This window comes from Alphaproteobacteria bacterium (assembly GCA_018662925.1).
GTDB lineage: Bacteria > Pseudomonadota > Alphaproteobacteria > 16-39-46 > JABJFC01 > JABJFC01.
On sequence record JABJFC010000049.1, the window covers coordinates 23,840 to 37,496 of the forward strand.

The window sequence follows — 13,657 nt, forward strand, 5'->3', positions numbered from 1 at the left end:
AGACGTTTATGGTTCATAAGACTGAAAAGCACTATCAGCAGGAATATCTTTCTCTGGGGATGTCGGCTCAGAGGAGTTATCCCAACGAAGAGCTGGCACGATTTTTAGGCCGCGAGTTTTTTAAGCTTTCGAAAGAAATCCGAAAAACTAAGAGAATATTAGAAGTTGGATGTGGAACGGGGGGTAACTTATGGTCCATTTCAAGGGAGGGATTTGATACCTATGGCTTGGATTTGTCTCAGGAAGCAATCAAACTCTGTCGGAAAAAACTAGAGGAAGAGGGGGGCGTTGCAGAACTTCAGGTCGCGTCTATGCTAGAGCTTCCTTATGAGGACAACTTTTTTGATTCTATTGTGGATGTTTTTTCAGGGTACTGTTTCCCCTATAAAGATTATACGAGTTTTATTACTGAGGTTAGTAGAACTTTGAAACCTGGTGGATTATTCTATTCATATGTCCCATCCCAAGGGGCCCATGATTATTTAATAAGTACTGATGCTGAAAGATTGGATGATTGTACCCTTAAAGAAAATAATAATCCTGAAGCTATTTATCGGGGACAAAAATATCCTTTTTTGTTTCTCACTAAGTCCTGTGTGGAAAAAGTTTTAGAGAGTGTCCCAGAGTTGGGCATCACTTATTTTGAGACTGTGTCAAAGTCTTATGAATTTGGCAGTAAAAAATTTGAATGGCTAAGTTATGTGCTCCGAAAAGATTAATAATAGTCGTTCCTTAGCCGAGTATTATCAAGAATACTATGGAGAAGAATTTCGTGATTTAACCTTTGAAATGTCTTTAGAGGATAGTTCGATCGTTTCTATCCCAAGCCACAAAATTGAACAAAAGCTGTGTTACAATAGCCAACCTTTACCCACAGATCTATTTTGTGATTCGAACGATATTTCCAAGAAAAGTGCAAAACTAATTGTCCAAAATTTAAAGCAGATTGCAAACTCGAAAGGTTGTTCAGAAATACTCTTAAGTGATAAGCTTTATGAGGGAAATCTGAGTACGATGAGTGCGGAATTGTTTAATCAGGAGGCTACTTATGAGCTTCTTTTTAATTTACATATAGATTTTCAAGATTTTACAGAAGCAAATTTTTTTAAGGGATTACGTAAGAGTTATAAATCACTGGTTAACTGGGGAAGGAAAAATCTAGTTGTGGATGTGGTAAATGCTCAAAATTATTCATACGATAAATTTATGAAATTTAAAGAATTTCATGCCTTAATATCTGGACGACAAACAAGATCCGACGAGAGTTGGGATATCCAAGCAGGGCTTTCTCAGAATGGGGGAGGAGAACTCATTCTAGCCTATTTAAATGATGAGCTTGTTGCAGGATCTTTCTTTTTAGATGAATTCAAAAGATCGAGATATTTTAATGGAGTGTATCAAAGAGACTTATTTCACCTGGGGATAGCACACTATCCTGTTTATATGGGTATAGTGCGTTCTCAGATGAGAAATCCTCATGGATATTGTCACTTAGGATCGATCATGTCAGATAACGATGACAACAAACTAAAAAATATTGAGTTTTTCAAGAAAGGTTTTTGTCCTCGTTTAACACCTTCTATTGTTTGGAGGCTGTCATGTCAAAGTTGAGTGGGAAGAACATCCTAATTTTCCAACAGCGTCAATGGGGCTTTACAATAGGGGCATCCTTAGCCAAAAAATTTCAAGAGGAACAAAATCATTTATTTGCGATAACTATGAAAAACACGGCTTTTGAATATGTAACGACTCAAAAAGATGTGAAGTATGAGAAAATCTTTAACTACGATGATATTATTTATACGCCGTTATCTTATGAAGTTCCAAAAGATTTAACGTTGGAGACTATCTGTAAGGGATTGGGAATTGCTACCGTATGGCCGCTTGTTAGTTGTGTGCGAAAGCTTACAAAAAATTATGGAGAGAAATTTTATTATAGTTTTAGAAAGCGTGCCTCCGATGAATACATTATTGCATACATCAAGTCTGTTTATACTTTTTTGAAGGACATTTTAATTAATAATAAAATTGACTTAGTTATTATGCCTGTCCACGCTTCTTTTGTTCACGTGGTTGCAAATTTACTCTGTAAACAGAACAACATAAAAATTGTTTCTGTCACAGATTCAAAAGTTGAAGGTGTCTTCTTGTTTGCGAATGATACATTTTTTCGAGAAGGGGAGTTCTTTAATGTTTTAGAGAGAGAGCAACACTTTCATCTGGAAAAAGTAGAGCAACACTTAAAAAAAGAAAAAAAGAAGAATGAAAAGGAATTTATAAAACTTAAAAGAGAATATTCTTCTGTGGGTGATTTTTTTTTAAAAGAAATGAAGTTCTTCTATTCATTAATCTTATTGCTTAAAAAGTTTGCATTTAACTATACGAAAGCAGTAAATACGCTTGGCCCAGATATAGATTTCCCTACACCCTATACGATGGTGAGAGATCATTTTGTTTATAAATATCAGAGGTGGAAAACGCGTAAATATACAGGCTATTCAGAATTTAATGATAATAAGAAGTATGTATACTTTCCTCTCCAATTTCAGCCAGAAGCACAGATAGACTTATTTTCGCCATATTTTAATAACCAAATTGAAACGGCTAGGCTGGTTGCTCAATCTTTACCTGGTAGTTTGTGTTTAGTCGTTAAAGAACACCCAGCTATGATCGGCTATAGAGGTGTGAGCTATTACGAAAAGCTTTTGGGCTTACCAAACGTAAAATTAATTAGACCGGACTATAATGGTCATTATCTTATTTCAAAAGCTGAAATGATTATTGCGCCTGTTAGCACGACTATTTTTGAAGGGGCAGTTTTCAACAAACCTGTTATCCAGCTAGGAAATTATGGTCTAACGGAAAAATTACCAGATGTACACGTCCACACAGATTTAACCTCCTTACCTCAGAAGATATTAGATGTCTTAGAGAAAGGGTTCGACACGAAGTCTCACGAATCACATCTTAAAAAATGGATAGGGGCGGTATATGAGACAGGCTTCGAACTTGACTATACAAAACTGTGGTACGATCAAGATAGTCGTCAGGAGTTGTTTGATGAGTATTGGGAGCATCTTAAAAAGGAAGTCTGTCTTTAGGCCTATTTTTATAATATGCGAAAAGAATACACAAAATTTTTCAGGAAAATAAATTTAAAGTCCTGCCGTTACGTGGTTTTGACTCCTACTAGTGAGTTGGAGGGCACCAAAGAAATAGACTTATATGTCTGCAGGGAAGATAAAAGATTATTTTTGGAAACTCTTTCAAAGGCTGGTTGGTTGCAAAGAGCAGATAAAAGTCATCTGCCTAATCATCATTTTTATTCCCAGGTATTAGGACCGGATATTCTTACTTTGGATGTTAAATATGATCTGTCTTTCATACATGGGAAACGTAAGTACCAATATATTAATGAGAAATTATGTATAAAAAATAGAGAATTGGAACCTTCCTATAAGTTATTTGTACCCGCAATCCGGGATCAATTTTTGTTATTTTTAGCTCATGTTGCTTACATTGAAAGAGGTTTCTTAGAAAACAGACATGTTGAAAAATTAAAGGAATATTTAAACGTATTGAGCTCCATAAGGGAAAAAGATGAGTTAAAAACTTTAGTAGAAAAAATAAGTAAATTTTGTATTCCCAAAATAGATTTAGAGACCTTTTCTGGCGCGATAAGACCAACAATCAATTCATTCTTTAGTTTCAAAGAGCAGTCTGCATGCTCATTTGGGCGCATTTTTTTTCCTAGAAAATTTATTTATGTGCTTTTTTTAGGAACAGATGGGAGTGGAAAGTCAACGACTATTGCCTCTTTGTGTTCCTACATGAACTGCAAAACATCTTGCATGTATATGGGTGAGAAAAACTGGGCACTTCCATTTGTAGGAGCCTTTTTTTCTAACTCTTCTTCTAGAGTTTGCAATATTCTGTACAGGTATTTTTTATACCCTTTAGATTTGCTTTTAAGGAGACTTGTCCTCTGGAAAAATAACCCAGGGAGAAGGCTGATTCTTATTGATAGATTTCCTGGATTTCCTTTTTTTGATGTGGAGAAGAAGGGTTTTTTAGGAGTTTTGCTGAACTTTATATATAAGTTAGTTCTACCTTCCCCTGAGATGGTAGTGTTCCTACATGGTGATGCAGAGGAAATTTCTCAAAGGCAGCAGGAGGAATCTGTTAATTTTACCAAAAGGAATCAGGATAAATTTTTGGCTGTGGCGAAACACATTGGTAAAAAGAAGCTCGTAGTGGCTAATACAACTGAAAATTCTAGTAAGGAAGTTGTTGATATTGTAGCAAAAAATATTTTTGAGGATACAAGTTTTATTAAAAATTGCTTTAGGCCGATTTCCTTTAGGCAATATAAATGATACAAAATAAATACAAAATTTCGTTATCGCATGGAAGTAACACACTCATTTTCTCAAGTGGAAAAGCTGTGTGTAAAATGCCATATAAATTCAATAGTGCTAAAAACCTGCGGATCGAACACAAAAAAACAATTTTAGCTTCTCAAGATCATTTTTTTGCTTCCTATGTGAATCCAGCGAGTCTGAAGCTTGGGGGTGCTTTAAAGTCATGTCAACTGTTTGCCCCCACGGCTGAGGAAATTCAGAAACTGAGAAGTTCGATTCTACAAAGATCCGAGGAACAGACTCCTTCTTTGCCTTTTTATAAAACTTTCTCTGATAATTTTATAGCGTTTTTAGGACAGTTTGGCAGCACTTTTGTCGAAAAATTAATGGCAACGAATATTCCTGTATCTTCTATTCATGGAGATTTACATATAGAAAATATTTTTTCTAAGGATAATGAGACAAAGATTATAGATTGGAGGAACTACTCACAAGAATTTTGGAATAGCTACGATTGTGTTCACTTCGAACTTATGGGGTATATTTATAACAGCAACGTGAACAGTTGGTTCCAAGCTGTGCAGGAATTCCATGGAGAACGGCTCCTTACAAAAAATTCGAGGGTTTTATACGCTGTCTCGAGATGTTTCTTTGAGTATGATGCAGATGTAGTTCTTGGAAGGTTAACTTCCAAGAGAAAAGAGAAATATGCGGAGATTTTACGTTGGTGTGAGCATAATGGACTCTAGTTTTGCAGCTATTTTGAACTATCACGAGATAAAGTGTGAAAAGGTGTTTAATTTTCAAATACAAAACCTTACAAGGATAGGGCGTTTTTCTAACATTTCCTCTATACTAGAGAGGAAAGAGGAGACCTTCGGAGATAATCAACGCCCTGATTTATTACTTACTTTTGATGATGGATACGATTCACAGTATGAGGTTGCCCAGAACATTCTTTCCCAGCAAGAAATACCAGCAATCTTCTTTATCGTCACAAATTGGGTTGGTAGAAAAGGTTATATGACATGGCAACAGCTACGAGAGCTAGTAGAATATAGGCAATTTTCTATTGGATCCCATACGGTGAACCATCCAAACTTAATAAACCTGAGTGATAAAGATTTAGATCATGAGCTTTCTTACTCTAAGTCTACTATCGAAGATAAGTTGGGAACATCTTGTGGTTTATTCGCAATCCCATTTGGAAAAAAAACCAAGCATTATACTTCGGCGGTCTTAGAAAAAATAGGAGCCTACTATCCAATATGTTTTGCAAATAATAGGGGCTACTATCATAACTCTTCTAAGAATCATTTAGAAATTCCACGTATTGTTCCTCCAGACACGAAGTTTAGTTATTTGTTTCAAAAGCTTGTGCTTAATCAAGATTTAACTTTTGCCGATAAGTTTCTTTTGAGACTATTTTAGGAGTAAGCCCTTGTTTTCTGTAATTATTCCCACGTGTGATCGTTTTATTTCTCTAAGAAATGCAGTGGAATCTGTAACAAGGCAAACATACGAAGTGAGTGAAATTATTATTGTAAATAATGGGCGTGAAAAAATTGATAAGGAAAATTTTTCTCTTATCAAAAAATATTCTGAAAAATTGAAAATTATTAATATTGAACCATACGTCGGAGTATCAAAAGCGCGTAATTGTGGTGCAAATATAGCTTCAGGAAAATACCTAGCCTTTTTAGATGACGACGATCAATGGCCTGAGAATTACATAGAAATAGCAAATGACCATATTTCTGATGTGGATAGGGATTGTTTTATTAGTGATATACGAATGTACAAAAATAATAAAATAGTGGCTGAAAAAATAAATAAGTATGAAAATTTTAATAAATATAATCTATTTATAAGAAACCCCGGGTTTGGTGGAAGTAATATTATAATAAAAAAGAATGCTTTTATGTTAGTTAATGGCTATAACGAAAAACTAACAACGAGTGAAGATAAAGCCTTGTTAATAGAACTTCTAAGGGTGAAAGCCTCTCTTTTTATTGTTCCAAATAACTATATACGTGCTTCTACTGATGATAGTTTAAGTTTGACGAGAAATACTTGGCGGCAAATATCTGGTATTTTTAGATTTATCATTGTATACAGGAAAGAAATGAGCTTTGCTCATGTATATGCTAACTTGATAAAGTGCTTGAAGTTGCTCAGGAAAACCATTTAGAAACAAAGGATTATTATGCCATTAAAGAAGTTGTATGTGGGTTGCGGGAACGAAAGGTTATCTGATTTCGTTCATAGTGATATTAGTGAGTTAAAGAATAAGAACGGTGCGCCAGACTTCCTGTGTGATATTGCAGAAAGTATTCCAATGCAAAGTGAGAGTGTAAATTTTGTGTACACTAAGGGCACTTTAGATATGCTGAATTATGTACAAATTAGAAATGCTCTCATTAACATGAATCGTATCTTGGCCACTAAAGGTTTTTTGAGAATTGTGGTGTTTGATTTCGATAAGGCGATAAAGTCTTACCTTTCAAAAGAGGTTCGAGAGAGTGGGGACTATGGGAGAGACTTTGCTCATTTGCCAGTTTTTTGTCACAATACGAGTTTAGTGAGTAGATTGTACTATCCTGGAAGGCGTTATCTCTTAAACTACCAGATACTTGAAAAATTATTGAAAGAAGCGGGGTTTGATAATATCAAGTTATACTCTCCCGGTGAGACAGGATTTCCTGACAATAAAAATCTTTCTACGCAGTTAGAGCATACGGAAAAACAAAAATCTTCAGACAGTATGATAGTTGAATGCACGAAGTCGTCTTCGAAACCGGAGTATACATACGCTAAGCTAGGCTTGCCCGAGGGGAAGATAAACCGAATCTTGGCTCAATATTTCAACCTTACTGTTTCTCCCTATAAAATAACGGACCCTGTCTTTCCCAAAAAGGGGTGGTTTTTGAAGAACTTACTTGGTGTGAAAAAAAAGCAGCTCCCTAAAAAGAGAGCCTAGTTTTTTGTGGGAGCTGATTATAATCCTTCAATCCAACACTCCCGCTAACATTTCATCTCCCCATCGATACATGCACCATTTTCAATCTGGATGGTGGTGTGGTCGATGCCAAATTGCTTATTAATAAAGGATTTTACGGACTTTAAGACTTTTTCATGATCCGTACCTTTGCACACATCGATGTGCAAAGTCATTAAAGGGTGCTCACTTGTCAGACACCACGCATGGACGTGGTGGACACCTTGGACAAGGGGCACCTTTTTTTTGAGCTCTTTTTTAAAGTCATCAATGTCTAACCAATCGGGCACGCCCTCTAAAAGAACATGAACGGACTTTTTCACAAGCCCCCAGGCGCTTTTGAAAATGAGAAGGGCAACAAGAACCGACAGGAGTGGGTCAATGGGCATCCATCCTGTCCACATAATTATGAGTGCCGCCACGATGGCTGCCACGGATCCCAATAGATCTCCTAATACGTGGAGAAGGGCACCATGAATGTTAAGGTTGTCTTTAGATCCTCCGTGGAGCAAGACAAAGGCGATAATATTGACCACGAGGCCCAACAGGGCGACCACAAACATGATGTCTCCTAGGACTTCGGTGGGCTGAAGCAGGCGTTCAATGGTTTCTTTAACTATCCAGCCTACGAGTAGAATGAGGGAGACCCCATTTACAAAGGCAGCTAAAACTTGTGCACGCTGATATCCAAAAGTGCGCTGTGTATCAGATGGCTTTCTGGCAATGCGAAAAGCAAGCCAAGAAAGAGCCAATGACACAGAATCTGTTAGCATATGTCCCGCGTCAGCTAAGAGAGCCAAAGAACCGGAAACAATTCCTCCAAGCACTTCGATCACCATAATTCCTGTGGTTAGGAAAAAGGCCCAAAAGAGACGACGCTCATTGTTTGCATGGGTATGATGATGTGACACGTGTTCCTCAGCCGAAATAAAAAACCACCTCCTTTGTACAGGAGATGGTTCTTTACTTCAATCATTCGTTAAACTGTCAAGGAATTGTCCCTCTTATTTCAGGAGGGGATATCCCATCAGAAGCTATTGTTCCAGGATTCTTTACCAGGCTGCATCTTCTTCATCGCTTTCTCCGGTTCCGACTGGCTCTTCGTCCTCATCGCCCTCATCGCCATAGTCTTCCTCGTCATCCTGACCCTCATCTTCTTCAGACTCATCATCATAGCCTTGCTCTTCATCATCACATTCACAGGGGGTGTATTCTTCTCCCATGTATATGGCAGCTTGCTCACATATGTCACCTTTCTCATTGGCGCATGCAGGGCAATCATTACACTCATCATCTGCATATGGAGTCATTTCTTCAACGAGCCCACCGATGACTTGTACACAAGAGCCAAGATCATAACACTGTGCAGAACGTTGAGCCCGAGCAGCAATTCTTCCGGCACCTCTTGCAGCACCCTGGAGATCATATCCAGTTTTTTGCTGTACAACGCTACTTGCTGCCCCAAACGCTGCTTGTCCTGCTCCCCTAGCCATCTGTTGAGCCTGGGGAGAAGAAGCAACCTGTTGTGCTGCGCCTATACCTTTTTTCAAAAAGCCGCCAAGCATGGAACTTTTACTTTGATGGGAAGCACCACCACCGTGTCCTCCACCATAACCTCGGGATTTTGCATAGCCTGCTCCTCTCTGTACGTGCTTTGAAGCATGCTGCTGATATGAGGAGGCAGAGCTCCTGCGAGTGCTAGAGTGTCCACCACGACCACTACCACGTCTGCGTGCTGCTTTTTCTACTGAGGAGGATTTCTTAAAAAAGGCCCCGCTCATGTTCTGAGAATCGCTTGAAACTCCCAGAAGAGCAATCGCTTGATTTGGTTGAAAGAAAATGACACCTGCCAAGATGGCAAAAAAGGTAATCATGATTTTTCGCATTTTTAAAATCCCCGTTAACATTGTTTGGTTATCATGCTGAAACTTCTGATGTTGCGCTTGAGAGCGAACTTTTAGCTGAGGTATTGATTTGTGTGAAAAGCTCATATCTCCCCTTATATTCTTTGTATTGTTCATTTTTATTTTTATGAGAAATTTCCCAACTTCCCACGTATACCTTGTATCATCGGTTTATTTTAAAATTTTTGCAAGATTTTTCTTAAATTTTGTATGCATTTGGTTGACATGAGGGCTGAAAAAAAACATATTAAAACTATAGAATGGAAGCAAAGCGCGTATAAGTTGAAGTGATTTATGAAAAGACAAAGTGAGCTCCTGATTGGCAGTCTATGTATTGTATTTGCAGTAGGGATAGCTGTATGGGATTTTTCGAAAGGTTATTTTAGCGAAGCGCCACTGGTTGCACAGAGTTTTCAGTCTGATGGACAGTTCTCGAACAGCGGTGAACCTGAATTGTTAGCAAACCCCCTTGGATCGATGGATACAGGATTGGAGGTCAATAACCTTTCGAAACAAACAATCCAAGTCCAAAAAGGCGATACGCTTATTGCACTTATGACAAAGACGGGCGTTATTTTTTCTGAGGCTCAAGAGGCTATTGTAGCTTTAGGGAGTGCTTTCAATCCTAAGGATTTGAAGCCGGGGCAAGATATACTTATTACGCTTGATAAAACAGATAAAGAGCGTGGAACCCATTTTGTTGAGTTGGCCATTCAGCCATCACAGGAAAAAACCATTGTAGTGAGTCGTTCCGAGAATGGCCGGATGGTGGTAGCCGAAAATGTAATAGAATTCACACGAAACATTCAAAGGATACAGGGAGAAATTAAGACGTCCCTTTTTGTAGATGCCGTTGAGAGAGGGCTGCCAGCAGCGTTTGTAAATGAACTCATCAGAGCGTTTAGTTACGATGTGGATTTTCAAAGAGATTTGAAGCAAGGGGATAAATTTGAAATTGTCGTGGAGCACTTTTATGACAAAGAGTCTGGTATTGAAAGGTTAGGCGAGATTCTGTATGCCAATCTGACAGTTTCTGGGAAACCTCTGAATATATATAGATTTGCGCCCTCTAACGAAACAGCAGCTTTTTACAGTGAAAATGGCGAACACGTGAAAAAGGCTCTTTTAAGGACGCCAGTTGATGGTGCGAGGATTTCTGGAACTTTTGGCATGCGAAAGCATCCTATCCAGGGATACAATAAGATGCATCGGGGTGTTGATTTTGCCGCGCCTAGAGGAACGCCTATTATTTGCGCAGGCGATGGGGTTGTGGAAAAAGCGGGCGTTAACGGCTCCTATGGAAAATATGTTCGTATTAGGCATAATGGTGAGTTTTCGACTGCCTACGCCCACTTGAATACCATAAAAGTAAAACCTGGTCAGCGTCTTAAACAGGGGATGGTAATTGGCGCTGTTGGAACGACAGGGCGCTCTACTGGGCCGCATTTGCACTATGAAGTTCTGCGTTTTGGTAAGCAGATAAATCCTCAAAAATTAAAGTCTGTGAGCCGAGGTAAGTTGGCCGGTACTTCCTTGAAGCAATTTTTAGCTTCCAAATCTGATACAGATAAGCTTGTGTCAGACCTACCCGTTTTAGCTTCACTTTTAAGCGTGAAGACTGCTTCTTTTGAAGTGAATTAAGGTAGGGTTTTCCACATATCCGCTGTCTCATCAGCATTCAAATATCAAGGCTACCGACCTTCTGTATATGGGAGATTTCTATATAGGAGTGGTTAGATTTGAACCCTTATGAGTCTTGGAGGAATTTCACTGCTTCCAGGGCAGACATGCACCCTAATCCGGCGGCCGTTACGGCTTGACGGTAGATTTTATCTGATACATCACCAGCTGAGAAAACGCCCGGAATTGAGGTCTCCGTTGTGCCGGGTTTCACGATGATATAGCCCTGTTCATCAAGGGGCACGTGACCTTTAAAGACGTTTGTTGCAGGCTTATGTCCAATAGCAATGAAGACGCCATCTATATCCAGGGTTTTCGTTTTGTTGGTTTTGATATTTTTAAGTCGGATACTTTTGACTTTAAGGGGATCCTCTTCTCCCATTACTTCTTCCAAGACACTATCCCATTCCATGGAAATTTTAGGGTGTTTGAAAATGCGCTCTTGGAGGACTTTTTCAGCACGGAGTTGATCTCGTCTGTGAATGAGGGTTACGTGGGAAGCATGTTGGGTCAAGAAAATAGCTTCTTCGGCAGCTGTATCTCCCCCGCCAATAACGGCTACGGTTTTATCTCGGAAAAAGAAGCCATCACAGGTGGCACATCCGGAAACACCAAACCCTTGATATTTTACTTCACTATCAAGCCCGAGCCATTGTGCCTGGGCACCCGTTGCAATAATGACAGTATCTCCCGTATATGTATCTCCTGAATCTCCGATGCATGTGAAGGGTTTTTTGGAGAAATCCACTTTAGAAATGGTGTCATAGAACATCTCCGTCCCTACTTTTTTAGCTTGGGCTTGCATTTGCTCCATCAGCCATGGACCTTGAATGGTGTCTGCAAAGCCGGGGTAATTTTCCACATCTGTTGTTATCATAAGTTGGCCCCCAGGTTGAAAGCCAAGAACTTGAATTGGGTTGAGGTTTGCGCGGGCTGCGTAGATTGCTGCAGTGTATCCTGCCGCGCCACCACCTATAATAATAACTTTGGAATGATAAGACTTTGACATACGAAGAAACCTTTTCTGATAGAAGATTAGACGGAACACTATCAGGATATTTTCTTGCACGTAAGAGTTTTTGAGGGGCGTTTATGTATTTTTTTCTTTTCTTCTAAGAGAAGAATGGTTATACAGATAGGGCTAACTTGGATTAGAATAACATTTTTTGAAAGGAGTTGATTTTAGTGCAAGTTCATGTACGTGATAATAACATCGATCAAGCTTTAAAAGTCTTGAAAAAGAAGATGCAGCGGGAGGGTATCTTTCGTGAAATGAAGTTAAGACGTCATTTCGAAAAGCCTTCTGTTAAGCGCGCTCGCGAGAAGGCAGAGGCCGTGCGTCGCAATCGCAAGCTTTTGCGTAAGCGCTTAGAGCGTGAAGGGTATTAGTCTCCTTTGAGATTAAGTACCAAAAGTAAAAAGCCGGGCGCCTCTATCAAGCATGATTTTGTCACAACCAGCAATTGAAGTCGCATAATTTTGAGCAAGAGGAAGGGATAAGGGGTGTTTTTCTCGCTTTAGTGCCTCTATTAGCCCCTATTTCTTAGATTTTGGGCATGCTTATCCTGCGAAAACGACTTGGCGCTCCAAGAAGGTAAGCCGTTTCATGTTGTAGACCAAATTCGCCAACCCCACCTTCACGCGGGCACGCTCTATACCGATGGTGCGAACAAAGAGGTCCATCTTATCCTTTTGAACCGCAAACACATGCTCCACATGGGCACGGATTGACGCTCGCTTCTTGTTTCCTTTTTTCACATTCTTTGACATCGCTTTTCCACGGGGCTTCTTGAGGCATATCTCACTCCTCAGCCCTTTTGTTTCCAACAAGTCCCTGTTCTTCTTCGACCCATAGGCCGTATCTGCATACACTGGGCTTGCCGTATTGTCTGGATCCAGCAATTCTTCAAACACATGACCATCATACATATTTGCCGCTGTCACTTCGAAGCGACGAATCAATCCATGGCGTTTATCTGTTGAGATATGGTTCTTATACCCAAATTGAGGTATAGCTATATCGATGGCGTTCTCGCCAGCCTTCATCTTTGCTTTCTTATACTTCATGATCCAACGAGCATCCAAATCTTTTTGGGACAATTTATGGGGCTTATCCTTCCAATCTTCAGGAACCTTTCCTTCTTTAATGGTGTCTTTTTCTTCTTTCGTATTCTGCTGGCGTGGGGCTTTCACTATGGTTGCATCAATGATCTGTCCTGACATCGCCAAATAACCTTTGTTCTTCAGTTCCTGATCAAACTTGCGAAAGATCTTGTCCATGAGTTTGTGCTTTTTGAAGCGTTCTCTCCATAGCCAGATAGTCTTGGCATCTGGAACTTTATCTCCTAATGAGAGACCTAAAAATCTCTGAAATGAAAGCCGATCCTTAATTTGGAATTCCAGCTGTTCATCAGAGATGTTGTAGAGCGTCTGAAGAATGAGGATCTTGAACATTATAACTGAATCCCATGGAGGCCGACCGCCCTTCCTAGACACAATAAACGCAATGGAGCGGTTGATGGTCTTTCTGAATTGCTCAAAGTCCACCACCTCTGAGAGTTTTTCTAAAGGATCACCAAACTCAGATAGCGCTTCCAATCTATTCTCAACATCAAAAAATCCTGGCTGTGACATTTATAAACCCTCCAAAAATAACCAACTATCTCTTTATATCAGATGTTTACGTCATGTCTAGAGGTTAATAGAGGCGCCCA

General features: G+C 39.4%; 14 protein-coding genes. 10 read left to right on the forward strand and 4 right to left on the reverse strand.

Annotated features, from left to right (window positions below):
• Positions 1-8 precede the first annotated feature (8 nt).
• From HOL16_03565 to HOL16_03600, 8 genes are all read left to right on the forward strand, one after another.
• Complete coding sequence (locus HOL16_03565; protein ID MBT5389773.1) at positions 9-719, forward strand: class I SAM-dependent methyltransferase; 711 nt, start codon at positions 9-11, stop codon at positions 717-719.
• Positions 720-789: 70 nt separating this feature from the next.
• Positions 790-1,611 carry a hypothetical protein gene (locus HOL16_03570; protein ID MBT5389774.1) on the forward strand — a complete coding sequence of 274 codons (822 nt, stop codon included), beginning with the start codon at positions 790-792 and terminating at the stop codon, positions 1,609-1,611.
• Positions 1,599-3,101, forward strand: coding sequence for a hypothetical protein (locus HOL16_03575; protein MBT5389775.1), 1,503 nt, complete (start codon positions 1,599-1,601; stop codon positions 3,099-3,101). The genes HOL16_03570 and HOL16_03575 overlap by 13 nt, the downstream gene beginning before the upstream one ends.
• A gap of 153 nt (positions 3,102-3,254) precedes the next feature.
• Positions 3,255-4,376, forward strand: coding sequence for a hypothetical protein (locus HOL16_03580; protein MBT5389776.1), 1,122 nt, complete (start codon positions 3,255-3,257; stop codon positions 4,374-4,376).
• Positions 4,377-4,453: 77 nt separating this feature from the next.
• On the forward strand, positions 4,454-5,110 hold the full coding sequence (locus HOL16_03585; GenBank protein ID MBT5389777.1) for a hypothetical protein: 657 nt from the start codon (positions 4,454-4,456) through the stop codon (positions 5,108-5,110).
• Between the two features lie 43 nt (positions 5,111-5,153).
• Complete coding sequence (locus HOL16_03590) at positions 5,154-5,792, forward strand: polysaccharide deacetylase family protein (protein ID MBT5389778.1); 639 nt, start codon at positions 5,154-5,156, stop codon at positions 5,790-5,792.
• 10 nt (positions 5,793-5,802) lie between these two features.
• Positions 5,803-6,552 (forward strand): glycosyltransferase family 2 protein, encoded by a 750-nt coding sequence (locus tag HOL16_03595; GenBank protein ID MBT5389779.1) that lies wholly within the window; start codon positions 5,803-5,805, stop codon positions 6,550-6,552.
• 15 nt (positions 6,553-6,567) lie between these two features.
• Positions 6,568-7,341 carry a hypothetical protein gene (locus HOL16_03600; GenBank protein MBT5389780.1) on the forward strand — a complete coding sequence of 258 codons (774 nt, stop codon included), beginning with the start codon at positions 6,568-6,570 and terminating at the stop codon, positions 7,339-7,341.
• Between the two features lie 44 nt (positions 7,342-7,385).
• On the opposite strand, the gene HOL16_03605 is transcribed toward HOL16_03600, so the two are convergent.
• A complete protein-coding gene (locus tag HOL16_03605) occupies positions 7,386-8,198 on the reverse strand; it encodes a cation transporter (GenBank protein ID MBT5389781.1) in 813 nt (270 codons plus the stop codon).
• A 213-nt stretch (positions 8,199-8,411) separates the two neighbouring features.
• Entirely contained in the window at positions 8,412-9,350 is a 939-nt protein-coding gene (locus tag HOL16_03610; GenBank protein ID MBT5389782.1) for a hypothetical protein, read from the reverse strand.
• Between the two features lie 207 nt (positions 9,351-9,557).
• Between HOL16_03610 and HOL16_03615 the strand changes: the two genes are divergently transcribed.
• Positions 9,558-10,904: a peptidoglycan DD-metalloendopeptidase family protein gene (locus HOL16_03615; protein MBT5389783.1), complete on the forward strand. Its 1,347-nt coding sequence runs from the start codon at positions 9,558-9,560 to the stop codon at positions 10,902-10,904.
• Positions 10,905-11,010: 106 nt separating this feature from the next.
• On the opposite strand, the gene trxB is transcribed toward HOL16_03615, so the two are convergent.
• Entirely contained in the window at positions 11,011-11,952 is a 942-nt protein-coding gene (gene trxB / locus HOL16_03620) for a thioredoxin-disulfide reductase (GenBank protein MBT5389784.1), read from the reverse strand.
• A gap of 176 nt (positions 11,953-12,128) precedes the next feature.
• Between trxB and HOL16_03625 the strand changes: the two genes are divergently transcribed.
• Entirely contained in the window at positions 12,129-12,332 is a 204-nt protein-coding gene (locus tag HOL16_03625) for a 30S ribosomal protein S21 (GenBank protein ID MBT5389785.1), read from the forward strand.
• Between the two features lie 171 nt (positions 12,333-12,503).
• On the opposite strand, the gene HOL16_03630 is transcribed toward HOL16_03625, so the two are convergent.
• Positions 12,504-13,577, reverse strand: coding sequence for an IS5 family transposase (locus HOL16_03630; protein MBT5389786.1), 1,074 nt, complete (start codon positions 13,575-13,577; stop codon positions 12,504-12,506).
• Between the last annotated feature and the right edge of the window lie 80 nt (positions 13,578-13,657).